Below are 24,611 nucleotides of genomic sequence, written 5' to 3' on the forward strand. Positions count from 1 at the left end.
CGGCTGACTGTTAACCGTTATCGGAAAGCCTTATAACTCATTGTTTGCTTTAACATCCGCTTTTACAGTAACGGCTTGGTCGCGTGTTTTCCATAGCGAGGCCGAAATCGCGATCGTGATAGTTAATGCAATCACAGCTAAAGAAACTGGTGTTGGAATTGCGTAAGCCGTTTCCATCAATAGCATCTTGATACCAATGAAGCTCAGAATGAACGCCAATGCGACACGCAAGTAGCAGAAACGTGTCAACATGCCTTCCAATACAAAGTACAGTGAACGTAAGCCCAACAGTGCGAACACATTTGCCGTAAGAACCAAGAAAGGTTCTTGTGTCACAGCAAAGATTGCAGGAATGGAATCTAGCGCAAACATCACATCGGTTAACGCAATCACTGCCACAACAATCAGTAACGGTGTTGCGATCCAGCCTGTTTTTCCTTTGAACAACATTTTGTTGCCATGGTATTCATCCGAGACTGGAACACATTTTTTCACAAGACGAACAGGCAAGCTGTTTGAGAAATCCTCTTGTTCTTCGTCATCTTCACGCCACAATTTGTAGCCTGTGTAGAGTAAGAATGCCGCAAAGATGTATAGCACCCAATGGAACTCAGCCAATAGCTGTGCGCCCACACTGATCATGACTGCACGCAATAACAATGCACCGACCACACCCAACATCAATACACGAGGGCGTAAATGTTCAGGTACAGCAAACTGACCGAAAATCAATGCGAAAACAAAGAGGTTGTCTACGCTAAGCGATTTTTCGAGTAAGTAACCAGTTAAAAATGCGGTTGCCGCTTCATTGCTGGTGTAACTACTTTCTGGCGCCATAACAGGCCAGTAAAAGTAGATAACAACATTAAAGATTAACGCTAACGCAACCCAAAATAAGCTCCAAATAGCCGCTTTTTTGATGGTGATTTTACCACCACGGGTTTGATATAAATCGAGCGCTAACATTAACAATGTTAAAACGGCGAAGCCTTCGTAAGAAAAAAGGCTCATAGGGTTTACTCCTTCCAGATCACGCGGAAGGCAAGAGCACTAATAAAGAGGGCTGACGTTGACCTTCCGCGCATAACGTACAGATACACCTAGGGTGTACACATTAATGGCGTTGGTCTTGTCAAAGCTGATGAAAGGTCATTAACTTACGGCTGCCGGGAGCATGAGGCTCCGGGATGACGACAGGCGAACATTCACTGTTTGTAGCTAGCCAGCAATGGCTAATTACAGTCAGTAGAGTGTGACTACTCCCCAAACAAGTGGATTCTATTCCTGAAAATGTATTCACGCCAGCGCTTTTTTCGATCTTGGCTATAAAGATAATTTCTATGACAGAAAAAAGACCAAAATGAACTTTCTGTGTCAATGCCACCGCATGTATTGAGCCTCAAATCGTTTTTGGTAAAGTAGTTATTAAGTTGCTGGTCTATACCAGTAAATTTCCATTAACAGTCTGGATGAATTATGCCAACAGAAAAAGAAGCAGGTACAGAAACAAAGCAGGCGTTGAAATCGGGCAAGGTGAGCAAAGCAAATGACAGTTGCTTTCAACCTTTTTGGTTTGCTCAAGCAATGGAACAAGAGCCGCCTTCGACGATCAATGTATTGACACGAGATATACAAACCGACGTGTGTATTGTCGGTGGGGGTTACACTGGCTTATGGACTGCCATTAATATTAAACAGCAGCAACCAGAGCTGGATGTGGTTGTGATAGACAAAGGCTTATGTGGGAGTGGGGCATCTGGCCGTAATGGTGGCTGCATGCTGACATGGTCCACCAAGTATTTGTCGATGAAGAAACTCTACGGTGAGCAAGAGGCTATCCGTTTAGTCCAAGCGTCGGAACAAGCAATTTTTGAAATTGAACGCTTTTGCCAGCTGCATGGTATTGATGCTGAGTTGCGTGTTGATGGCACCTTATATACCGCCACAAACGCAGCACAGCAAGGCAGTATGGATCCTGTACTCAAAGCACTAGATCAACATGAAATCAATAGTTGGCAGCAATGGCAAATAGATCGTGTACAGCAAGATGCGGGATCCGATCTTCCTTGTGAAGGTTATTACTCATCAGCAGCTGCAAGTGTTCAGCCCGCGAAATTGGCGCGTGGCTTAAAGCGTGTTGCTGAAAAAATGGGAGTAGTCATTTATGAAAATACGCCAATGGAGGACATAAATACTGATGTACCTATTACGATAACCACACCAGAAGCGGATATCTATGCAGGTAAGGTCGTGTTAGCTTTAAATGCTTGGATGATGGAGAAATTCCCAGAATTTAAGCGCAGTGTGGTATTAGTTTCATCGGATATGGCGATTACAGCCCCTGTTCCTGAAAAGCTAAAGGTGATAGGCATAAATGACGGTAAAACGATCGTTGATTCACGGATATTTGTTCATTATTACCGAACGACTGTGGACGGTCGATTAATGTTAGGCAAAGGGGGCAACTATTTTTCGTTTGCGAATAAGTTAAGCAAAGTGTTTGATCAACCAAGTCGGTACACAAAGATATTACGTCAGTCATTTAATCGTTTATTTCCATCGCTGTCGCAACAAAGTTTCGATGCTACTTGGACGGGGGCATCAGACCGTTCAACGACAGGGTTACCTTTTTTTGGCAAGATGAAGCAGAACGCGAATATTTATTATGGGCTAGGGTATTCTGGTAACGGTGTTGCTCAAACATGGATAGGCGGGAAAATATTATCGTCGATGGTGTTAGAGCAAGATAATAAATGGAGTCGATGTGGACTAACTTCGGGGCCAAAAGGGCAATTCCCGCCTGAGCCTATTCGTTGGATAGGCGTTATGATTGTACGTGACGCTATTCGTCGAAAAGAAGCGGCAGAAGATGAAAATAAAACACCGCTCTGGCTTGATAGGCAACTGGCTAAGTTTGCCAATGCTGCGGGAAAAGCTGATAAAGGTTAATTCTGCGATAGATTATATTGCTTATTTTTAAGTGTTAATGGCATGTCTATAGCGAGAAACTTAATGAGTGGGCACCTTTGTATACTTATCATTCATGTGGTTGGTTTTAAATAGAATAATAGTCTGAAATTGCGAGTTAAGTAGCGTTACTAGAATAGATATTGATGTAAGGTCAACCTCCTATAACAATCAGAAGTGATTGTGAAAGTAATATGTATAGATATTAATCTAATTTTCCAGCCTATTTTATATGCTAATGTTCGTCCTGCTTTTTTTAGTACGCTTTACTGCTTGCCACCTGGGCTGGTGAATTGGTTTTAGAGTAATGATTCTACTGTAATGCTATGTAATTAAAGAGAATTAAACTTAACAAAAGTTAATTTGAGTATCTTTCCTTCGTAAGACAAACTAGTCTGCCTTAAACGACAGGAAGAGAAAAATGAATAATAATAACGTGACTAACATCAAAGAAATGCTAGAGGTTATTCGAAGTGTTGGGATTAAACTTGATGATAACAACGTTGAAGAAGCGTTAGAAAGCCTAGAGATGAAATCTAACTTGAAAAGTGTTTTGGGTGTTGCAAAGGCTTGTGAGTTAGATATTAGTACTGATAAAGTTAAAGTCGCAATAACGATAGTTGCTATGAACTACAAAAAATGTGAAGGCCAGGTTGAGTCAAACTTGCATAGCATCATAGAATCGCCATGCCACTCATTATTTTTAACAACTATAAAAATGACGCCTCAATTTCAAGAATTACTCAACATTACTGGAGATGCTGTTTGTTATAACAAATATCTTTGGTAAGAATGCTTCCTATTATATGAAATGTTAACTATTTAATAATATGATAATTGTTAATAAACTTAGAAAGTTAATTCGCTTTGGTAATATGATGGAAATAAATCTTGCTGATGATAATGTGAAATCGTGTATCGTGGCTGTTTCAATGAATGAAAATATTCATGATAATCAATTGGGCGCAGCATTAATGTCTGCTTACCGAACACAATCTTCGTTATTTATCAGTGCACTCAATAACACCTCTGAATTTAAGGTTGCACTTGATATTCTTAACGATGAAATGAGTGATTTTATAAAAAACAGCAAGGTTGATCATTAAGATTTCACTTTAGTGATAATCGATTGGGTCAAAATATACCTCAAATTTACATAATGAGGGATATTGAGTAAAGTTACTGGATAACTTCTCAGTTAATTGATAAGTTCACACCTAATGGAAACGATGTTTTATTAATAGGTAGATATCCAATGATCCGTAATCGAGTAAAGTGGTTAATACAATTTTGCCAAGAAATGGATGTAAATATTCACAATAACAAGGCTAAAGCAAGTATTGTTGCGATATCGATGAGTGATAGTCTTCAAGATAGTGAATTGGGTGACTGTTTTATTCACGCATACCAAGCACCATCAAGCATCTTTATGGATGCTCTTCAAACAACAGATGAATTTAACGCTATTCTCAATATTCTTAATGAACAGCTGTTGGAAGTGTGACTCCTGTTGTTGATGGGAGAGGTTGCTTTTGTGTTATGCATAACTCCCCATAACCTTTAAGTGTTATATTAAACAGTTTTTGTAAATTCCCTTGAATTTAGTAGCGTAGTTTTGCTACAGTTCACCCTCATTTAAAACATTGTTTTATTTGGTTTTTACTCATAATAAAAATTAACCGTCCGATTTAACCTTTGGGTTTGATTTAACAGGATGTATGACAGGTTACACAATGATTCAAAATAGAATAAGAAGCTTAATACAGTTATGCCGTGTGGTAGAACTAAACGCTAATGATGAAAAAGTACAAGCATGCATAGCTGCTGTTGCATTAGATGATAGTTTGGAGGTGAATATGCAAGGAGAAGCGCTATTGAGTGCGTTTCGCTCACAAGCCTTGCCTTTCATTAATGCGCTAAAGCGTACGACTGAATTTAGTGAAACAATGGCAATGCTGCGCGAAGAACTTTGCAATAATTAATTAGAAATAGCGACTGATTAAGGCAAGAACGATGAGGGTATCTCGTTCTTGCTTTTTTTTACACTTCGTTGGTATTAGCCTTTCGATAAGGTTGCAACAGATTCAATACTTAATGCATCGTGCCGCCAATACTCCAAATCACAATCAATCATATTGCCATGCTGGTCGTAATTTAATCGCTCGATAAACATCGCAGGGCTACCTGCTGTTGCTCGTAAGGCTTGTGCAGTTTCCCCAAGTAATGATGTGGTACTGACACGATAACGTGTTTTGGCATACAGGGTATTGTAGTGTTCGCGGTAAGTGTCTGTAAGCGAGGTTGTCACATCATGTTCAAGCAAGTTCGGAAAATATTCAGGCAGAACGAAATTGGTCACTACCATGACAGGGCGCTCATCTAGAAAGCGCAAACGGTCAATACGGTAAACTTCAGAAAAAGGAGAGATGTCTAGTAACGAAGCTGCTCTTCGACTTGCTGGTACACGCTTGGCATCAATGAGTTCAGATCGTGCAACGCGGCCTTGAGCGCTTGCCATGGACGAAAAGTTTGTCGTTAGTGTTGGGTCATAGCGCAATGGTTCGGGTGACACAAACCAGCCTCGACGATCTTCACGGTATAGCTTCCCTTCTGATTCAAGTAATGCCAAAGACTCACGCAAGGTAACACGTGTTGTGTTGAATGATTCAGCAAGTTTTCTTTCAGCTGGAAGTTTGTTGCCTGGTGCTAATAGTCCCGCGTCAATTTGTTCATTGATCGCTTCCATGATTTTGATGTACTGCACAGTTTGCCTTCTGGTTAAATGCCAATTCGATTACGCACTCTGTGATAACAAAATGTGTTAACAAAACGCCTTGAAGCGCTTTATTTAATCATCAATCGGATAAGCATTATGATGCCAAAGAGTGAAGAATAATGGAATGTGAAATATGGCGTCGTGCTAATAATAGGGGGGGAATAGAAATGAAAAAGCACTGCAAAATGTAGATTACAGCGCTTATTCATCATGTCTATTCACAGTGCGAATAAATAGCTTAGCCTGTTAGCGTTTACGCCATGCTTGGGTGTAATGGTCGAGTGTTTTGTTTAATCCTACATGTGCTAGCTTCATTGCGGCAGCCGTTAATAAAATCATAACGGACATAGCTGCTGCTGGGCCTGTTTGACCTGCGTCATCCATGTTAAGTACAGAAACAGAAGCAGGCATAGTGTCTGTGGCATACAGGAATACTATGGCTGAGGTTGTTGTCATGGCATTGACAAACAAGTACACCGCAATCTCTAAAATGGCCGGTGCACAAACAGGTACAGTAACTTTAAAAAAGGTTTTGTACTGTGGCATTTTGATAGAGGCTGAAATCGCTTCTACCTCGGCAGGGAGTTGTTTAAGGGCTGTTAGCGCTGTCATGTGTCCGACAGTGTAGTAGTGAATTATGGTGTTGATAACCAATATGGCCATGGTGCCATACAGCATAGACAGCGGGTTCGCTTGATGGTTAAAGAAGAAAATATAACCTAAGCCCAATACCAACCCAGGCACAGCCATAGGGATGATGGCAAACATTTGTAATAAACTACGTAATGCACCAAAACTACGGCCTTTCTCGATGCAGTATGCTCCTAAGAAAATAACGATTGTTCCCACAACGGCAACCAAGCTCCCCAGTTTTAATGAATTAAAATACGGCTCCCAACCATAAGTACTGAATTCCGCAAAGTTGTAGTTATTTAAACTCAGGGTTAAGTTCCACGGCCAAAAGGTAACGAGTGAACCATAAATTGCCATACCAATTATTGCTAGAATCGCAAACGAAATAACAGAGCAAAAGATGAAGCAAACCCCATCACGTAGCGGGCTTGGTGTCGGTACATAAGCGACAGAGCGTGAATCAAACATACCTTTTTGTTTTTTCTGTACCCAGCGGTCGCCAAAAAAAGCTAATACAGCGGGTAGTAATAGCACTACGCTGGCCACCGCACCCATTGAAAAATTTTGTTGCCCGACAACTTGTTTAAAAATGTCTGTTGCTAATACGTTGTAGTGGCCGCCAATGACTTTAGGTACACCAAAGTCACATACAACCAAGGTGAAGACGACAATTAAGGTACTGATTAACCCGTATTTCGCGGCGGGTAATGTCACTACAAAAAAGGTTTTGAAAGCAGAGGTATCTAGCGCTCGTGCGGCTTCATATAATCGAGCATCGGAAGTTTTCAAAGACGTCGATAATATCATCAGAGCGTGTGGAAATGTCCAGAAGATCAAACCTATCGCAATACCGATTGGACCATAAATCGATTGTCCCAATAGTAGCTCTTTGGCGATGCCTTGATTGCCAAAGAGGTAAATTAAACTGATAGCGGGTAAAAGCGATGGTGCAAGAATAGGGGCAGCTCCTAAAACGGTAAACACCCCTTTAAATGGCATGCAGCTTCGGGTCAGCGCATAGGCATAACCAAACGCCAATATGCCAACACTCAAGGTCACAATTAACCCTATGGTGACGGTATTTTGTAATGACTGCCACAAGGCTGGCGATGTTAAGTACTCGGCAAAGTTAGCCATACCCACATAATTGCCTTGGGTGTCTTGCACACTTTTTTGCAGCATACTGACCAGTGGCCCAAGAACAAACAAAGCCATGGTTAAGGTGAGCAAGATCAGTATGATTGCTAGAGTGACGTTGTCACGACTTAATTTGGCTTTAAGTTGGGTTAAATACTGGCTGCCCATTGACTGAGATGGGGTCATCGTCGTATCCATAATGTGTACATGCCTTTATCGATTAAGCTGGAAAATATGTGCGTGTTTTTTCGATATATTGAGGTGCATGAAATGGCCACGCTCTAAACCTAATTGGCGTGTTTCACGAATAGGCACATCAACTTTGATGGGTTTAGCATGATAGTCACCTTGCAAGGTGCATTCGGCGCGCACAAAGGTACCTTGGAACTCAAGATCTTCGATCTGAACAGGAAAAGAGGTTTCAGATTGCTGCTCATCGACACTGAAACGAAGATCCTCAGGGCGAAGTGCGAGTTCAAAACGATCACCGCGGTTGAGTGATTCACAGGGCTTTTCTAACAAAGACTCCCCAATGCGAATTTCGTGATCACTCACCACAGAGCTTGGAATGAAATTCATATTACCTACAAACTCAGCAACAAAGCGTGAAGCGGGTTGTTGGTAGATCTCTTGAGGTGTGCCGACTTGCTCAATAACACCATGATTCATCACAACAATACGATCTGCCATCGCGAGTGCTTCTTCTTGATCATGGGTCACCATAATCGTGGTGATCCCGAGTTGACGCTGCAAGCGACGGATCTCTTCACGAAGATGTGTACGTACTTTTGCATCTAAAGCTGACAAAGGTTCATCAAGCAGTAACAAACCTGGTGATAATGATAAGGCACGGGCTAGTGCTATGCGCTGTTGCTGGCCACCGGATAATTGGTTAGGAAACTTAATGCCAGCTTTAGGTAAGCCAATTACTGATAACCAGTGGTTAACGATATCATCCGTTTCTTTGTTGCTTTTACCTTGGTTGCGAAGACCTAACGCGATGTTGTCGAAAACGCTTAAGTTTGGAAAGAGTGCATAAGATTGAAAGACGATACCAAAGTCACGCTTTTCTGGGGATAAGAAAGTCGTGTCTTTCTCATTTTGGATGATGGTACCTGAGCTGGCGAGATCTAAGCCTGCAATAGCACGTAATAGGGTGGTTTTACCGCACCCTGAAGGACCAAGAAAACAGATGAATTCACCTTTATTGATCGTAAGAGAAATGTTCTCTAAAGCAGTGAATTGTCCAAATTGTTTACTCACATTCTTAATCTGTAGATACGTTTCCATGTTAAAACTCACTCATTTTGGTATATACCAAATCTACCGAGTAGGCGTTACAATATAATGACATTAGATTGACGAAAAAAAGACAACACCATAGTGGTGAAAATAAGCAACAGAGTTAATACTTAATGTTTGCTGAATCACGCATTATTTGTCGAACTAAAAAAAGAAATTGAATCGCTGGTCATTTTTTAGTCGACTCAAGTTTGTTATTTTTGAATGGAACAAGTAGATAAGGAATAGTTATGGAAATGAAAATGCTTCGTCGAAATATTTCTTATATGGAACGTGAGCTGTCAGAGATGAAAAGAGAGTTAGCCGTTTTAGAAGAGCGCGAGTTCCAGACTAAGAAATTGAATCCAGTATTTCAACCTGATCCGCTCGTTATAACTGAGCTCAGTGTTGTTGATTAAGGGAATGATAGTTACCTTCTTTCTCTTATTTTTGAACAAATAAGACGAAATAAACGGTGCACTAGGCACCGTTTTAACTTTATGTTGTTTATCAATATTGCAGTGATAAAGATTATTTGTGGCCTAATATATTGATTAGTAAAACTTAACCACGAGGCTCTGATTTCGCATCAAATCGGTTAGACCAAGCTTTCAGCACTTCACTACGGTTTGCGGCCATTTTAGAGAAGTTCATTTTCACCATGGCTTCTTCAACATTTGGGTAGTTTTTCACGGGTGTGCTGACATTGCTGTGGCCAACAACAGGGTAGAACTCGTTGTAGAGTTTATTGGCTTCTCTAGAGATAGACCAATCCACTAAGCGTTTTGCCGCATCTGATTGAGGGTTAACAAGACCAACCGCTTCAGATTCCCAACCGACACCGCCTTTCGGCAGAATAATGTCTATCGGTGCGCCTTGCGATTTCAACTTAGCACCACGAATTGCCATCGAAATACCAATCGCGACTTCCCCCATACCTGCTTGCACGCAAGGCTTAGAACCTGAGTGGGTGTAATGCGCAATATTGTTATCCAGTTTGCTCATGTAATCCCAGGCTGCATCTTCACCCATGAGTTCCATCCATGCTGACACTTGCATGTAACCCGTTCCTGATGAGGCAGGGTTTGGCATTGCAATTTGCCCTTTATATTCAGGCTTTAGGAGGTCATCCCATGTTTCTGGCTTAGACAGGTTCTGCGCCTTTGCGACCGCTTCGTTGAAACATACGGCATTGAAGAAAGCATCGTTACCAAACCATGCTTTGTTGTTTTCAGGATCAACCATAGTGGTGCGAATTTGATCTAAACCTTTAGGCGAATAAGGTTTCAGTACGCCGTTGTCTTTGAGCAGTGCCATGGATGAACCTGCCAACCCCCAAACGACATCAGCATGAGGATTGTTTTTCTCTGCCAGCAACTTCGCCGTCATTATCCCCGTAGAATCGCGTACCCATTTGATCTTGATATCTGGGTTTGCTTGTTCAAAACCTGATTTAAATTTCGCGAGCATATCCGTTTCAAAAGCGGTGTATACCGTTAGCTCTTCGGCAGCAAAAGCAGGGGTAGCAGTAAGAGCAGCTATTGCAGTCAAAGGTGCAATGATCCAACGGTTTTTCATCATTCTTTCTCCATGAATTGAGTTTGGTATGTACCAGATTGTTGCGACAGGAATGATGCTAGAGCGGCAATATGACAGTTCAATGATTACCGGGTTTCACTTTGTTAACAGTTTTATGTGGCTGCGATGACAGCTTAAAAACAGGCTAGTAAAGGGTGCATACTGAAATGTGAAAGTTTTATTAACTCTATGGTTGAGGGATTTACAGTTAATCCTCGGAGTCGTTATAGTTTTTCTATCTGGTATAGTCCAAATGGAAAGAGCGCAATGGAAAACGTTGATAATCAATATTTACTGTTAACACCGGGCCCACTAACGACGTCACCGAGTGTACGTGAAGCCATGCTAAAAGATTGGTGCACATGGGATGATGACTATAACAAAGGCATTGTTCAGGTGATCCGTCAGCAGCTGGTGCAGATGGCAACGCAGCATCATGGCTACACAAGTGTCTTAATGCAGGGGAGTGGTACAGCCTCTGTTGAGGCAACCATTGGTAGCGTTATTCCTGCTGATGGCAAGCTATTAGTGGTCAACAATGGTGCTTACGGTGAGCGTATTGGGCAAATTGCGCAATACCTTAATATTGCTCACCATGTCATTGAGTTAGACGAAGTGACTCAGCCAAGTGTTGAACAGTTAATTGATGTGTTAGAAACCGATCATACAATCACTCATGTTGCTATGGTGCACTGTGAAACCACTACTGGTATGTTGAATCCGATTGAGGCTGTGTGTGATGTAGTTAAATCGCACAACAAAGTCATGATCCTTGATGCAATGTCGAGCTTTGGTGGTATCCCTATGGATATTGGCGAGCTTGGCATCGACTTTATGATCAGCTCTGCAAACAAATGTATTCAGGGCGTACCGGGCTTTGGTTTTGTGATTGCGAAACAAACCGAACTTGAACGTTGTAAAGGCTTAGCGCGTTCGCTATCGCTGGATCTTTATGATCAATGGCAATGCATGGAGATCAACCAAGGGAAGTGGCGTTTTACTTCACCAACACATACGGTTAGAGCGTTTCATCAAGCACTGATTGAGTTGACCGAAGAAGGAGGCGTTGCTGCTCGCTTTGATCGCTATTCGATGAACCAAAAAATTCTGGTCGAAGGCATGGAAAAGCTCGGTATCCAATGTTTACTACCATGTGATTTACATTCACCAATCATCACCTCTTTCTTCTCGCCAGAACATCCAGATTATGACTTTAAGCAGTTCTACAATTTGCTGAAACAAAAGGGTTTCGTTATTTACCCTGGCAAGGTCTCGAACGCTGATTGCTTCCGAATAGGTAACATCGGTGATGTGCACAACCATGATATTGAAAACTTAATCACAGCAGTGAGTGAGTCTATGTACTGGCTGGCAGGTAACCAATAATGGATAGGTTACAGGGTCACACTGTGGCGAGTCAGCTCCCCAATCAAATAACAACTCACATGGATATGCGCGCGTTACGCAGTGAAGGTGATACCAATATAACCCCCGCTCGTGAGCGTTGGGTGGCATCGATTGCCGATCTACAAACGCAGACCATGCTAACGCAAGACAGCCAGTATTTTTTGCATCAAGCCATGTCGACACCCTGTTTAGACGCACTAGTTGGGGCGAATGGTATTTATCTTGAAGATGCAGCGGGTAAGCGCTACATGGACTTTCATGGCAATAATGTCCATCAATTAGGCTATGGTCATCCTCATGTATTAGGTCGGATTCAACAACAATTGGCGAGCCTTCCTTTTTCGCCACGTCGCTTTACCAACCAAACAGCGATAGATTGCGCGAAGAAACTCACTGAGATTGCTGGTGGCGATCTTAATCGTGTGCTGTTCGCACCGGGGGGCACTTCTGTGGTGGGAATGGCGTTGAAATTAGCGCGTTATATTACGGGCAATTACAAGGTGGTTTCCTTATGGGATTCTTTTCACGGTGCGTCATTAGATGCCATTTCTGTGGGGGGAGAGGCTTGTTTCCGTGAAGGTATGGGGCCGCTAATGGCGGGTGTTGAACGTATACCGCCTGCAGTGAGTTACCGCGGCGCATTTCCTTCATCAGAGGGGAGCGATGTGCATTATGCCGACTACCTTGAATACGTGATTGAGAAAGAAGGTGGCATTGGGGCGTTCATTGCTGAAGGTGTGCGCAATACTGATGTGCAAGTGCCGAGTAAAGCCTACTGGCAACGCATTCGAGAAATTTGTGATCGTCACAATGTGATGCTTATTATCGATGATATTCCTAATGGCATGGGGCGTACGGGTGAATGGTTTACGCACCAAGCCATGGGGATCGAACCCGATATGCTCTGCATTGGTAAAGGGCTAGGTGGCGGCGTTGTGCCCATGGCGGCTTTGATCACTAAAGATGAATACAACACGGCTGCGCATGTCTCTTTAGGGCATTACACCCACGAGAAAAGCCCGATTGGTTGTGCTGCTGCGCTTGCAACAATGGAAGTGATCGAACAGCAAAATCTGTTAGTGAAAGTGCGAGATGATGCTGCTTATGTTGCCGAACGTTTAGAGAGTATGAAACAACGTTTTCCTATTATTGGGGATGTTCGTGGCATTGGCTTACTGTGGGGGATCGAGCTCGTTACCGATAGGCTAACCAAAGAGCGGGCGTTTGATGCTGCTGAGCAGGTGTTATATCGCAGCTTAGCGCTTGGTGTGAGCTTCAAAGTCTCACAAGGCAATGTGTTACAACTGAGTCCCCCTTTGATCATTGAGCGAAAAGACTTAGCTAAAGCCCTCGATATTGTCGAGCAAGCCATTTCAGAAGTTGTTCATTCGACTGATTTAACAACGTAATGTGACTCCATAACAAATTTAGGATTGTAAACATGAAACAAGTACAAGCGGTAATGTTTGACTGGGCTGGTACAGTTGTTGATTTTGGCTCATTTGCACCGACATCTATCTTCGTTGAAGCATTTAAACGTGAATATGGTTTTGATATCTCGTTAGAAGAAGCACGCGTGCCGATGGGGCTTGGTAAGTGGGATCACATCAAATGTGTTGGCGAATTACCTGAAGTGGCTCAACGCTGGCTGGCTCAATTCGGTAAGCCGATGGATACCAATGACATCGATAAAATTTACCAAACCTTCATGCCATTGCAAATTGCCAAAGTTGCTCAGCATGCTGACTTGATCCCTGGTACAAAAAGTGTGGTTGATGGATTTCGCGAGCAAGGTATTAAGATAGGCTCATGCACAGGCTACCCGCGCGTTGTCTTGAATGAACTCTTGCCTGCAGCCAAAGCAAACGGTTTTAGCCCTGATTGTGCGGTTGCCACGGATGACCTTGCTGCGGGTGGCCGACCGGCACCTTACATGTTGCTTAAGAACATGATTGAACTAGCAGTCGATGATGTAAAAACATGTGTGAAGGTGGACGATTCAATACCAGGCATTACGGAAGGGCTGAATGCCGGTATGTGGACTGTGGCATTGTTACTATCGGGTAATGAAGCGGGTTTAACGCAGCAAGAGTTTGAGGCTGCAGATACTGAGCGACTAGCGCAAGCACGCAATAAGGCAAAAGATGCGTTTGCAATGTCGGGGGCGCATTATCAGATTGACACAGTGGCACAACTTCCAGAAGTGATTGCCGATATTAATCGTCGTTTGGCGCAAGGTGAGCGACCATAGATGAGATTGATCTAAGTACGCCGATCTTTACCGCGAGCAATAAACACAGCAGCCTCTAGTGTATAGAGGCTGCTTAGCTTTTGCTTATCACTTTCAGTGACTTTTAGGTGTGTTTGCTATTTTAATTGCTTGTATTTGAGTTGCTTGTCTTTGAACTGTCTGTATTTGAATCGGTTACGTGATTACTTTCAGGCCGCGTGAGTCAGAATAGGGGGAAGCTCACATAAAGCATCTAAAATCTCCTTGGTTTGTCTTGAACAAATGAGGTTGTCTTTGGCACCTACCAATTGGATCATTTTCACCTTTCCCGACAAAACACAATGACGGAGAGTACGAAGGATCATTTTATTATTAAGACGATTATTGTCATCAAATCCAGCACTAGGCATCAAGGCTGCGAGATCTATGGTAATAACAAGGTGATCGCAGTGGCTGGTATAGCTTAATAGTTGAGACTTATGCGAGGTGCGATTTCGGAAGCTATATTCATCCGACGATAGCCAGTTCACCCCCAGATCTTCAGCATATTCATACAGCTGACCTGTTTGGATTTCTTCATCAATGCCCAAACAAAGTAAGCGTGTATTGTCATAGCGATTTAACGCAAAATGATAAACAGAGCCGACTTGTACATCTAATGTTTGTTTTAGATCGAAACGATGCCCAATGTTAATCAAACCAATCTCTTTATCTTTCAGTGCAACAATGGGTAGAGCATGCAGTAAGGTTTCATGGCAGTTTGATAGCACGACAGGGATAGAGTGCAACCCTAGATGCTTGCTCAGGCAGTGCTGAAAAGCGACATCATTATTGCCTTCCAGCACAAAGTGCCCTGCGTCAGAATAATTCGGGTTAGACTCTTGCGGGTATAGCCAGTATGAAGCCAGTTCTAGGCTTTGTTGAGCAAATTCAAACGAAGCCTGAGACATGGGCTTTACGCGTTCACATACCGTCATTAGTGTAAAAGGGTGCACGGGTTGGTTGTGATTGTGACGCATACGGTAGCGTTTGAATATGCTTAACATTGTGAATTACCTTTCTGGTGGCAACACGCGTGCTGCCTGTAATACATGTAAGATGATCCGTTCTTTATTGGCTTCAACGCGGTGCGCTGGGGCCATTACAGAAATAGCACCGATCAACTTACTCCTTTTCATCACAGGGGCGCTAATGCCAGATACACCGGGATCAATTTCCGATGTACTAACAGCAAAGCCGTTGCGACGTATCTTTTCTAGCTCTGTTTGCCATGCATCCATTCGGTCTTCTTCACCAAAATAACGCAGGATTTTTTCACAGCGCTGAGTGGGTAAGTACGCCAGCATGACCTTAGATGAAGCCCCGCGAAGTAGTGGTTGGCTTTGTCCTTGTACAAAACTACAGCGAAGTGCTTGCATACTTTCTTTCTGACTTACACATAGGGCACGATAGCCGACAGGTACCATATATGCCGCCATCTCACCGGTTTGCTTTTGAAGTCGATTTAATACCGCATCGACAGCATCTAAGTTGTGCTGGCTTGTTTCGTAACTGCGCATTAATAACAATGCCGCTGAGCCTATAATCAGCGTTTTGTCGTAAGGACTTTCTTCAATTAAATTCCACTCTTTCAACACTTTTAAATGGCGATACAGACTGCTAATGGGTACTTGAAGCTGCTCGCTTAACACCTTGGCTGAAACAGGGGCTTCATTCACGGCAACTTGCATCAAAAGCTGTAAGGCCTTTTCATTTACTTGATTGGCAGCGCTTTTTTTCTCTTTCATGCTTATTTTTATCCCTATTTATCGGACTCCTCAACTGTAATTCTTATCTGGTGCGAATACGAGGTTAACAAGGTGGGTATTTTCTCATTTGATGAGAAAGTTGATAAAAATCAGTAAATGTAATGATGAATACGAAGGGGATGGTATGTTTGTGTTCGAGGATAGGGTGTTGCTGCTTTGATAAAAAGAGTGGCAATCGTGAACTGTTGTTTACAGGTTTTTAAAATCCAAGTCTTAAATTTACCTCCAATAGTGAATCGTGCTGGTAGAAGTGTCTTTTGGACGAAAATAAAACAATGAAGAATATTACTCTTAATAATGGGTGGGAATTATCAGAATAAAGCACTGGCACTATCCGTAATGAACAATGTAATTAATTGCTACTTCCCCTTAATGAGGTGAAGTATATTTCAATTTAATCTTGGATGTTCATTTTATATGGTATGAATGTGAGTTGGTTATTTTAGCTTGTTCTATTGGATAATTTGCTGGTTGAATATTGTTGTTTCGTCTTATCTTGTTGTTTTATAGTTGTTTTTACCTTTTTCTTGGTGTGGTGATAACATTAGATTGCACACGTGAGTCACCTTAAAAGCACATTATCGCCACTTGAATAATGTTTTCTTAATTGATGGTATTAATCTTTTCTGCTTTTATTGCGTACATTGTAAATATTATAACGATTAGCTGTTTTATTTTGATTAACTATTTTAATATCAAATTATCGTATTTAGGGAGTGTTGTTTTCATCTCGTTTTTTAGTTGTTAATTAATTGTTCTCAATGTATTTAATTAATGATTTTAATAACTAAAAAGCAAGATCGAACGCAAATTTTCATGATTTTGAAATACCCTAGAGGCAAGTTAAACGTATATTAAATACAAGGCATAAAGATTTCATTGGGCATATACTCTGTTTTCTGAAAGAGCGTAACGTACCATGTTTCGTATTAAGGATAGATATGAAAGCATATAGCGAAATCGTAGATAGCGAGAAGGTGGTATTTGATTACACATCTTTTCTTTCAGCGTCTTGCCAGCAACACCATTTAACGTTTATGGATGCGCTTAAATCGATGATCCCAGCCTTTGAGATGTCTTGGAAGTCATCTGGGCCAAGTGGATTATCAGATTCTGAGAAGCTGCAATTACAAGCGTTGAAGGTGTTGTCTACAAGCGTAAGTGATGCAAATAACGTGATACGGCTACTTCGGCTTGCACGCACAGAGGGAATAATGTGCCTGCTCATCACCATGCCGTATGCGCTCGATTATGATCAGCTTGAGATGATCACAGATAAAACGGACTGTGAGATCACGTTTGAAGATGATAATGGGGAAGTATTGAGTATTTGTATTCACTAGCTTTGTTTCGTCTTACGACGGGTTTGATACTAAAAAGCCAGCGATCGCTGGCTTTTTTATCTGTGGTGAAAATACCGAGTCGTAATTGCTTAAAGCATACCGCGCCATAGCATGCCAACGGCTAGAGTTGCAGCTACCGTTAGTAAGCCTGCTGCAGCTTTTTCTTTGCCCATAAATGCGGATACCCCTTGTTCTCGCTTCGCTTTCACGTAGAAGTAAAGGCCAGGTAGGTATAGCAATGCTGACAGTAATAGGTAATTAAGGCCTGATGCATACAGTAGCCACAATCCATATACAGTGGCGCAAATGCCAACGATCAGTAGCTTACCTCGGTTTTTTTGCTCGATAGCCACACGAAGGGTATAAGCACCAACAAGGAAATAAGGGACCAAGATCATTTCAGATGCGATGGCTAATAAAGTGTCGTATGTACCACCGGCAAAGACAACGAAGAACAGCGAAAGTTGCACACAAATGTTTGTGAGCTTCAGTGACTTAACTGGGCTACCAGCGGCATTTTGTTCAGTATAAGCACGTGGGAACATGTTTGACTTGGCGGCAAGGTAGGGGGCTTCAGATGCCAGTACCGTCCAGCTTAGGAAAGCACCGCAAACTGACACCAATAAACCAACACCGATAATCACACCGCCCCAAGGGCCTAGAATATGCGTTAACACTTTTGCCATTGATGGGTTTTGCAGCTGGGCAAGTGCCTCTGTGCTAATCACCCCCATAGAAAGCAAGGTAACGAATACGTAAATTGATAGCGCAGTCAGCAGACCAAGAATAGTTGCTCTACCAATGTCTTTACGGTGACGAGCACGGCTAGAGACAACCACTGCACCTTCTATACCAATAAATACCCATACAGTGATCAGCATGGTGCCTTTCACTTGTGAGAGTAGATCGTGCTGCTCACCGAAATGTAAGCCTGTGAAGTCGAATACGAAGGTATTCCATTTAAAAGCAATCGAGGCAGCAATAATAAAGATAACGAGAGGAACGAGTTTTGCGATCGTTGTAATGAGGTTGATGATGGCTGCGGTTTGAACACCACGTAACACAAGATTGTGTACAGCCCAAAGTAAAATGGAGGCTCCTGCAACGGCTAACCAAGTATTGCCCTCGCCAAACAACACTAGCTCAGGCGTATCGAAAAACATGCCTAAGGTACTAAAAACAATCACAAGGTAAGAAACGTTCGCCAACATGGCACTGAGCCAGTAGCCCCAAGCAGAGCAGAATCCAATGAAATCACCAAAACCTGCTTGGGCATATCCGAAGACACCACTTTCTATATGTGGCTTCATTTGGGAAAGAAATTGGAATGAAAGAGCAAGGAAAATCATTCCGATGCCAGTGATCGTCCAACCTATAATAACAGCGGCTGGGCTGGCAACTGCGGCCATATTCTGTGGAAGGCTAAAGACACCCGCGCCGATCATTGAACCGATCACGAGCGCTGTCATAGAGCCTAATCCGAGTTTGTTATCCAAAATTGCACCCACTATAAATTCTTCGTGGGGGAGATAATAAAGGATCTTATTTTGCTTATTCGTGTGTTTGCACAAATTTTGTGACCTAGGGTGTTCATATCTAAGTAAATTAGACTGTTCATTGCCTTGGATCAATTATCAACTAAGTCATCAGTTAAAGTAATGATAGTGTCGATATGACATATTTGTGCTTAATGAAACGTAATGCGCTGTTGAGCTTGCTCCTTATTGATCACAAATGCTAAAGATTTTCCCTCATGTGCTGCTTGGCGAATCGCTGCTGTTTGAAAGAGTTCAATATCACCTGTCGCGATGACGGCACTGCAATTCCCACTTATTAATGCTTTTTCCATCAGGCAGGCTAGCGGTTTACCTTTGGTTTTGTGAAGTACGAGCACTTTGCTCAAATTAATACCTGCATTTGTTAGCAGCTTTTTATCCAATAAAGCGTCGTGACTAATAAACATGATCCAGCGATTTTCTAGATTGGCTTGTTTAAGCAATCGTAGGAAGTAGGCCAACTGCGCTTGATGCTCATCGCTGAAGGTGACTTCAATTGGGCAACTAACAGACTGAGCAATAGAAAGAGGTGTACCTTGTAAGGATGAGTACGTTGATTTGTACGCCTGTGAAACAGAAACAGAGTGTTGTGATTCAAATAGTTCAGCCATTGTCATCATCCTTACTAGTGGTTATCTATACATGCTGTATGTATATACAGTATTGTGAAATTGGACATTTAGCAACTGATAATTTTGCATTTACTTGCTTGCAACGAGGGAGGGTGATTAGCAATATCTGTGTGGTATGTTTTTATCTATCTGTTTTTAAATGGGTTTTATTGGTTTCGCTAGAGGGGGTATTTGGTGATATAAAAATGCGGCAAAAAATGGTGTTGTGTTTTTCTGACATGGCTCACACTGTATACAGTGGTTTATACAGTGGTTTATACAGTGGTTTATACAGTGGTTTATACAGTGGTTTATACAGTGGTTTATACAGTGGTTTATACAGTTGTCAGTTCCAGTGTCAGTTCCAGTGTCAGTTCCAGCCTCATTTGGGATTCTGTATAGCTAAATGAGATTCTGATTTTCTTCTTATCCTACTGTTTTTAATCGTTTTATTACTTAATGAGCATTTTGATGCAAATCAGCTTGTCTAATTTAGGTAGTGGAAACCTGAAAAGTGAGAGTCTAGTAGCTTGAATTACATCACGCCTGCAAAGAGAACTGTATAGAGTGAATATTGGCCGGTATTACGTGAGGGTTTGTCACTGCTGGTGGTTAGAACCTAATCAAATTAGATCCCGCGATGCAGAACATGAGTTAAGTGCGTGATTTTCCTTCCTGTGTAGCCTTACATAGCCGATAGATTTCAATGTGGTGAACACCTGTCTGCCAGGTAGCGCTTGAAAATTGCGCATTTAGCTCTTGTTGTCTTATAAGTCGGCAGTTAAAGCCTAGTTAATTAGACTTTTATCAAGTTACATATCCAATCAGTTGGTATTATACCGCCTGCATTTTGTTACTACGCATGCGGGGACGTACCCGAGGGCGGTAGCGTATTTAATGCTCTTCATTATTGAAGTTGTTGTATGCGGCTTGGGTGATCTTTGGAGAGATATATACGAACACAGATCGTATATCTTGCGCGTATATCTGCGGATTTGGTGGGGATATACGAATTCAATTCGTAGAAGAAAATGTTAGGCCAAAGGAAAAATATGGGATCTTATACAGAATTATATGTTGATAATCACCCAGTGTTATCTTCTAAAAGCTATGTTTATTCAGAAGTTATGACGATCTTTTCAGAGTCAGATAAAGTTACTGAAAAAAGAAAAGTTTCTCAGCGGAACCCATTAGTATGGGGCGTCATAGATGATCATTCATATGAGGTTACGCATGAATACGTAACAACAGTTGGCAAGGCAATTGATCGATTAGAAATTATGGGATTTAACCTTGAAAGGTCGCTGGGTGAAGAAATTGAACTAATGGATGAATACATCGCAGCTTTTAAAGAAATAAGAGAAAATAATGTTCCATTGACTCCTTTTTTTAAAAGCGAAGAACATAATTTATCTGAATTTGCTATAAGCTTGGCAAGAAATGATGGTTGGATGTATAACTTCCCTGCGAATGATCTCCGTTCATATTTAAGAGTGTTATTAGAATCGGCAGATCGAGACCAATTGGTTACACAAGATTTAACAGAAGTAACACATGCAGGATATTATGATCACGAGACAAAGGTTAGGGATAATGAAGTTGATAGTTTAACTGCTGACTTTGAGGTAAATTCAAAGATTATTATTTTAACTGAAGGAAGTTCAGATCGTACTATAATTGAACGTTCTTTAAGTGTTTTATACCCGCATCTGTCTGATTATTACTCGTTTATGGATTTTGGTTTAGCTAATGCATCAGGTGGAGCTAGTTCTCTAGTCGCAAATGTCAAAGCATTTGTTGGTACGGGTATTAAAAATAAAGTTGTTGCTATTTTGGATAACGATACAGCTGCTTTTGTTGCGGTAAAGGGAGTATCTAAAATAAGCCTTCCTGATAATATTAAAGTTATACATTATCCTTATTTACCTTTCGCAGAGAAATATCCAACACTTGGGCCAACAGGAAACCAGCGAGCTAATATCAATGGTTTAGCTGGGAGTGTTGAATTATATCTAGGTGAGGATGTTTTAAAAAATAAGTCAGGTTTTATACCGATACAATGGAAAGGTTATGAAAAATCCCTTGAAAGATATCAAGGAGAGATAATGGATAAGACAAAAATACAACAAGAATTTTATAAAAAACTGGAAGTATGTGAGAAAGACCGAAGCCAAATAGATAACTATGATTGGTCTGGTATGCATCTGTTATTGCAAAGTATTTTTAAAGCTTTTCGTTGAGTTAGTATGGCCTAACACATATGAGCCTTCGGGCGTCAAGCGGCAAAGTGGATCCTATCGACCGCGTTAGCGGTCGACTCAAAGTCGATTAACAAGCGCGTCCTCTTCGTTAGTCAGAATGGCCTTCAAGTCACGCTTGCGGCAAACACATATTGAGGATCTCTTATGCAGTCTCAACTGCTGCCTGTTTAGTTGCATTCCATTGCGGTGAAACAGGGTCGCTAGACATTTATCGGTTAACCCACATCTGGCACTATTCAAAGGGTGATGGTTACGATATTCGTACCAGTTAGTTTCAGGCTCAGTGCGGGTGCAAACGTTCTTGTTAATCGTATTAATGCACGTCAGTGAAAGGGCTAATCAAAGCATCGTGCTCTGGTTTATTGGTACACGCGTCAGTTGTAAGGTCATGGCCTTATCTCATGGTTTAATGACTGCGATTCGTACTCGACCATATTGGCACAGTTAGACGATGAGCCTCTTTCACTGCGTGACTAACGCTTCATAAATTGATCTTCATTGAATAGTGTTTTGTTCCTTAACATGAAGTAAACACATCGCCCTAATTTGTGAGCGAGTACAGATAGGGCTTTCGACTTTGGCATTCTGCGTTGAAGCTTGGCTAAATAGCGTTGGGCATCATCATTACCTCGAAGATAAAGTACGCAAGCTTCAGAGAACGCCCATTTAAGATGAGCATTTCCAATTTTGGCACCTGAAGTACCATAGATTTTACCTGCTGATTCAGCTTTGCATTTGACTAGGCGAGAGTAAGAAGCAAACTTCTGTACTGAATCAAAGCGTTGGATGTCACCGATTTCATAGAGAATGGTGAGGGCGAGTATTTTACCGACCCCTTTGATAGATTTGAGTAAATGGTATTCACGGTAGAAGTGTTTGATGGCATGGTTTTCCACCTGTTTTTCTATCTGTCGAAGTTCTTTATCGTAATGTTCAACGAGGTTTAAATCGAGATTGATATTAGCTTGAACGTATTTATCGTCAAAGGTCTCGCGTAGTGCATCTCGTGCCTGGCTATAGCGAAGATTGGTTCCATGGGCGGGTAAGTTATATTGACTCAAAGTGTTACTGACGTGTGCTTTAAGCATTGCGCCATGACGGATAATTTTCATTCGGCGACGTAATAAGTCACGTGTAGCACGCATTGATTTAGGGTAATGATAGGCGACAGGGAATGTACCACCACGAAGTAGTTTAGCTATTTTAAAAGAATCAATTTTGTCGGTTTTAGCTTTACCGCCGTGAATCGCTTTCATGTACAAAGCATGTCCGAGAATAAAGTCGACCGCATTGTCTTCGCACCAGTCGGCTACCCAATACCAACAATGCATACATTCAACGCCGACAATAATATTCCCGATATAGGGTTCAAGAATTCTCATTAAATGTTCAGGTGAGGCTTTAATCTCTTGATGGATACATATTTCACCATCATGGTTGATGATGCAGACATATAAAGAACGGGCATGGAGATCTATCCCGCAGTAATAAGGGTGGTTCTTCGTATAAAATTGCATATGAGTCTTCTCCGTTTTTTGGTTTAGTCGCCTTCCAGCATACTCCTTTGGGGCATGTTGTCGGAGAAGGCTCAATAAGTATCAAGGCAATCAAGGTGATGCGTTACACTCGGCGGTTTTAGTATGGAGTTCAGTGTGCTTTGTGGGTTCAATGGGGCACACCTTATTGCAGGCTACATGGACTCCCCCGATTGTCAACAACAGCGTCAGGTAATATAAGGTTTGGGACTGCCGCTCTACATTCGGTCTGTTTATTGGCATATTTGCCATGACCCTGATGAAACTACGCGGTTGCGGTTCCTTATTCGTTAGAAGGCATTTTTATTGCCCGCCTGCATATCAGGTTTTCCCGCAAATGGTCTGAACCATATATCATCATTGGCTATTGCTATGACCCGGTGAAGTTTATTACTCCCTTTTAAATGGGCTTCTACAGCTGTTAGTTTTTAATCGGTTCGTAGTCGGTATCGTGACGAAGTAGCGACCAGATAATTCGCGCATTCTTGGCTGCCAGTGCCACGGTCGCCCGTTTGAAGCCTCGTCGCTCAACGAGGCCTTTACACCAGAGGCTGAGCCTGTCGGTTTTATCACCGAGGTTGGCAATGACTGCCCGCGCACCATGTATCAGCAATGTTCGAAGGTACTTATCGCCTCTCTTAGTGATACGGCCTAGCCGAGGTTTACCGCCAGTCGAGTATTGGGAAGGAACGAGGCCCAGCCACGCAGCAAAGTCACGGCCTTTATCGAACTGCTCACCCTTACCGATACTGGCAATAACTGCCGTAGCCGTGATTGGGCCAATACCCGCTACTTTCATTATTTTCTTGGCATTATGGCTACGTGATACCAGCATATTGAAGCAGTTTTCTTGATCTTCAATGCGTTGGTTGAGTGTTAAAAGATGGTCGTAACAATCGGCGATAATCGCCCTCGATAAATCAGGTAGTTGGTTATCGGCATCTTCCAATGCTTCGGGTATTGCGCGTTGGAGAGCATGCCGACCGACAGGGGCGATGACACCAAATTCGGCGAGCATAGCTCGAACTTGATTGAGTAATCCAGTACGTTCATGCACCCAGTTTTCACGCGCACGGTGAAGTAACAGAATGGCTTGTTGGTCTGCAGATTTGATTTTAATGCAGCGCGTTGAAGGACGGGCGACAGCAACACAAATAGCAACGGCATCATTGAGGTCGTTTTTGGCGCCCGTTCTGAAAGGTGCCACATATTTGGCCGCCATAATTTTTGGCGTATGACCGAGTTTAGTCAGTTCACGAGCCCAATAATGCGAAGCCCCACAGGCCTCCATACCGATGATAGCCGGTGGGATATTGGCAAACGTCGTTAAAACGTTAGACCGCGTTATTGTTTTGTGGATCAGTACCTTGCCTGTAGGATCTTCGCCGTGGATACTAAAGCTATGCTTGGCTAAATCAATGCCATAGATAGAGAGTGACATGGTGGCCTCCAATAAATTTGGTCGTCAGACATTACCAAGTGTGGCAG

Annotated in this window: 22 protein-coding genes; 11 read left to right on the forward strand and 11 right to left on the reverse strand. The window is 42.2% G+C overall.

Annotated elements, in window-relative coordinates; genetic code table 11:
* Window positions 1-30 precede the first annotated feature (30 nt).
* Entirely contained in the window at window positions 31-1,011 is a 981-nt protein-coding gene (locus OCU77_RS07730; RefSeq protein WP_048897270.1) for a TerC family protein, read from the reverse strand.
* A gap of 573 nt (window positions 1,012-1,584) precedes the next feature.
* Here OCU77_RS07730 and OCU77_RS07735 point away from each other — a divergent pair.
* The 5 genes from OCU77_RS07735 (at window position 1,585) to OCU77_RS07755 (ending at window position 4,949) form a co-directional block, all read left to right on the forward strand.
* Window positions 1,585-2,949 carry an FAD-dependent oxidoreductase gene (locus tag OCU77_RS07735; RefSeq protein ID WP_048897323.1) on the forward strand — a complete coding sequence of 455 codons (1,365 nt, stop codon included), beginning with the start codon at window positions 1,585-1,587 and terminating at the stop codon, window positions 2,947-2,949.
* Between the two features lie 439 nt (window positions 2,950-3,388).
* The gene (locus OCU77_RS07740) at window positions 3,389-3,757 is read left to right on the forward strand and encodes a hypothetical protein (RefSeq protein WP_048897271.1); all 369 of its coding nucleotides are present in this window, start codon (window positions 3,389-3,391) and stop codon (window positions 3,755-3,757) included.
* An 85-nt stretch (window positions 3,758-3,842) separates the two neighbouring features.
* Window positions 3,843-4,073 (forward strand): hypothetical protein, encoded by a 231-nt coding sequence (locus tag OCU77_RS07745; RefSeq protein ID WP_144414871.1) that lies wholly within the window; start codon window positions 3,843-3,845, stop codon window positions 4,071-4,073.
* A 149-nt stretch (window positions 4,074-4,222) separates the two neighbouring features.
* Window positions 4,223-4,471: a hypothetical protein gene (locus OCU77_RS07750; RefSeq protein ID WP_048897273.1), complete on the forward strand. Its 249-nt coding sequence runs from the start codon at window positions 4,223-4,225 to the stop codon at window positions 4,469-4,471.
* Window positions 4,472-4,700: 229 nt separating this feature from the next.
* Window positions 4,701-4,949, forward strand: a complete 249-nt coding sequence (locus OCU77_RS07755) for a hypothetical protein (protein WP_144414872.1) — start codon at window positions 4,701-4,703, stop codon at window positions 4,947-4,949.
* A 74-nt stretch (window positions 4,950-5,023) separates the two neighbouring features.
* On the opposite strand, the gene phnR is transcribed toward OCU77_RS07755, so the two are convergent.
* The 3 genes from phnR to OCU77_RS07770 form a co-directional block, all read right to left on the reverse strand.
* On the reverse strand, window positions 5,024-5,731 hold the full coding sequence (phnR, locus tag OCU77_RS07760) for a phosphonate utilization transcriptional regulator PhnR (protein WP_048897275.1): 708 nt from the start codon (window positions 5,729-5,731) through the stop codon (window positions 5,024-5,026).
* A gap of 258 nt (window positions 5,732-5,989) precedes the next feature.
* Window positions 5,990-7,699 (reverse strand): putative 2-aminoethylphosphonate ABC transporter permease subunit, encoded by a 1,710-nt coding sequence (locus OCU77_RS07765; protein WP_107302439.1) that lies wholly within the window; start codon window positions 7,697-7,699, stop codon window positions 5,990-5,992.
* A 27-nt stretch (window positions 7,700-7,726) separates the two neighbouring features.
* Complete coding sequence (locus tag OCU77_RS07770) at window positions 7,727-8,803, reverse strand: putative 2-aminoethylphosphonate ABC transporter ATP-binding protein (RefSeq protein ID WP_048897276.1); 1,077 nt, start codon at window positions 8,801-8,803, stop codon at window positions 7,727-7,729.
* A gap of 242 nt (window positions 8,804-9,045) precedes the next feature.
* On the opposite strand from OCU77_RS07770, the gene OCU77_RS07775 reads away from it, so the two are divergent.
* Window positions 9,046-9,213 carry a hypothetical protein gene (locus OCU77_RS07775; protein ID WP_160314690.1) on the forward strand — a complete coding sequence of 56 codons (168 nt, stop codon included), beginning with the start codon at window positions 9,046-9,048 and terminating at the stop codon, window positions 9,211-9,213.
* Between the two features lie 145 nt (window positions 9,214-9,358).
* Here OCU77_RS07775 and OCU77_RS07780 read toward each other — a convergent pair whose 3' ends face one another.
* A complete protein-coding gene (locus tag OCU77_RS07780; RefSeq protein ID WP_390624765.1) occupies window positions 9,359-10,375 on the reverse strand; it encodes a putative 2-aminoethylphosphonate ABC transporter substrate-binding protein in 1,017 nt (338 codons plus the stop codon).
* A gap of 264 nt (window positions 10,376-10,639) precedes the next feature.
* On the opposite strand from OCU77_RS07780, the gene phnW reads away from it, so the two are divergent.
* From phnW to phnX, 3 genes are read left to right on the forward strand one after another with little or no spacing between them, the layout of a single operon-like run.
* The gene (gene phnW, locus OCU77_RS07785) at window positions 10,640-11,758 is read left to right on the forward strand and encodes a 2-aminoethylphosphonate--pyruvate transaminase (RefSeq protein ID WP_107302440.1); all 1,119 of its coding nucleotides are present in this window, start codon (window positions 10,640-10,642) and stop codon (window positions 11,756-11,758) included.
* 59 nt (window positions 11,759-11,817) lie between these two features.
* Window positions 11,818-13,188: an aspartate aminotransferase family protein gene (locus OCU77_RS07790; RefSeq protein WP_107302458.1), complete on the forward strand. Its 1,371-nt coding sequence runs from the start codon at window positions 11,818-11,820 to the stop codon at window positions 13,186-13,188.
* Between the two features lie 32 nt (window positions 13,189-13,220).
* Window positions 13,221-14,030, forward strand: a complete 810-nt coding sequence (gene phnX / locus OCU77_RS07795; protein WP_107302441.1) for a phosphonoacetaldehyde hydrolase — start codon at window positions 13,221-13,223, stop codon at window positions 14,028-14,030.
* 188 nt (window positions 14,031-14,218) lie between these two features.
* On the opposite strand, the gene OCU77_RS07800 is transcribed toward phnX, so the two are convergent.
* Together OCU77_RS07800 and OCU77_RS07805 are read right to left on the reverse strand one after the other, a co-directional pair.
* Window positions 14,219-15,055, reverse strand: a complete 837-nt coding sequence (locus tag OCU77_RS07800) for an arginase family protein (protein ID WP_048897277.1) — start codon at window positions 15,053-15,055, stop codon at window positions 14,219-14,221.
* 6 nt (window positions 15,056-15,061) lie between these two features.
* Complete coding sequence (locus tag OCU77_RS07805; protein WP_107302442.1) at window positions 15,062-15,796, reverse strand: IclR family transcriptional regulator; 735 nt, start codon at window positions 15,794-15,796, stop codon at window positions 15,062-15,064.
* A 962-nt stretch (window positions 15,797-16,758) separates the two neighbouring features.
* Here OCU77_RS07805 and OCU77_RS07810 point away from each other — a divergent pair.
* Entirely contained in the window at window positions 16,759-17,160 is a 402-nt protein-coding gene (locus tag OCU77_RS07810; protein ID WP_048897278.1) for a hypothetical protein, read from the forward strand.
* 89 nt (window positions 17,161-17,249) lie between these two features.
* On the opposite strand, the gene OCU77_RS07815 is transcribed toward OCU77_RS07810, so the two are convergent.
* Window positions 17,250-18,656, reverse strand: coding sequence for a basic amino acid/polyamine antiporter (locus tag OCU77_RS07815; protein ID WP_048897325.1), 1,407 nt, complete (start codon window positions 18,654-18,656; stop codon window positions 17,250-17,252).
* 191 nt (window positions 18,657-18,847) lie between these two features.
* Complete coding sequence (locus OCU77_RS07820; RefSeq protein ID WP_048897279.1) at window positions 18,848-19,327, reverse strand: cell division inhibitor SulA; 480 nt, start codon at window positions 19,325-19,327, stop codon at window positions 18,848-18,850.
* 1,052 nt (window positions 19,328-20,379) lie between these two features.
* Between OCU77_RS07820 and OCU77_RS07825 the strand changes: the two genes are divergently transcribed.
* The gene (locus OCU77_RS07825) at window positions 20,380-21,567 is read left to right on the forward strand and encodes a HEPN/Toprim-associated domain-containing protein (RefSeq protein WP_107302443.1); all 1,188 of its coding nucleotides are present in this window, start codon (window positions 20,380-20,382) and stop codon (window positions 21,565-21,567) included.
* Between the two features lie 494 nt (window positions 21,568-22,061).
* Here the strand turns inward: OCU77_RS07825 and OCU77_RS07830 are convergent, their stop codons facing one another.
* Together OCU77_RS07830 and OCU77_RS07835 are read right to left on the reverse strand one after the other, a co-directional pair.
* On the reverse strand, window positions 22,062-23,105 hold the full coding sequence (locus OCU77_RS07830; RefSeq protein WP_107302444.1) for an IS110 family RNA-guided transposase: 1,044 nt from the start codon (window positions 23,103-23,105) through the stop codon (window positions 22,062-22,064).
* A 439-nt stretch (window positions 23,106-23,544) separates the two neighbouring features.
* On the reverse strand, window positions 23,545-24,564 hold the full coding sequence (locus OCU77_RS07835; RefSeq protein ID WP_048901126.1) for an IS110 family RNA-guided transposase: 1,020 nt from the start codon (window positions 24,562-24,564) through the stop codon (window positions 23,545-23,547).
* Window positions 24,565-24,611 lie beyond the last annotated feature (47 nt).

It is taken from the genome of Photobacterium swingsii, from assembly GCF_024346715.1.
GTDB lineage: Bacteria > Pseudomonadota > Gammaproteobacteria > Enterobacterales > Vibrionaceae > Photobacterium > Photobacterium swingsii.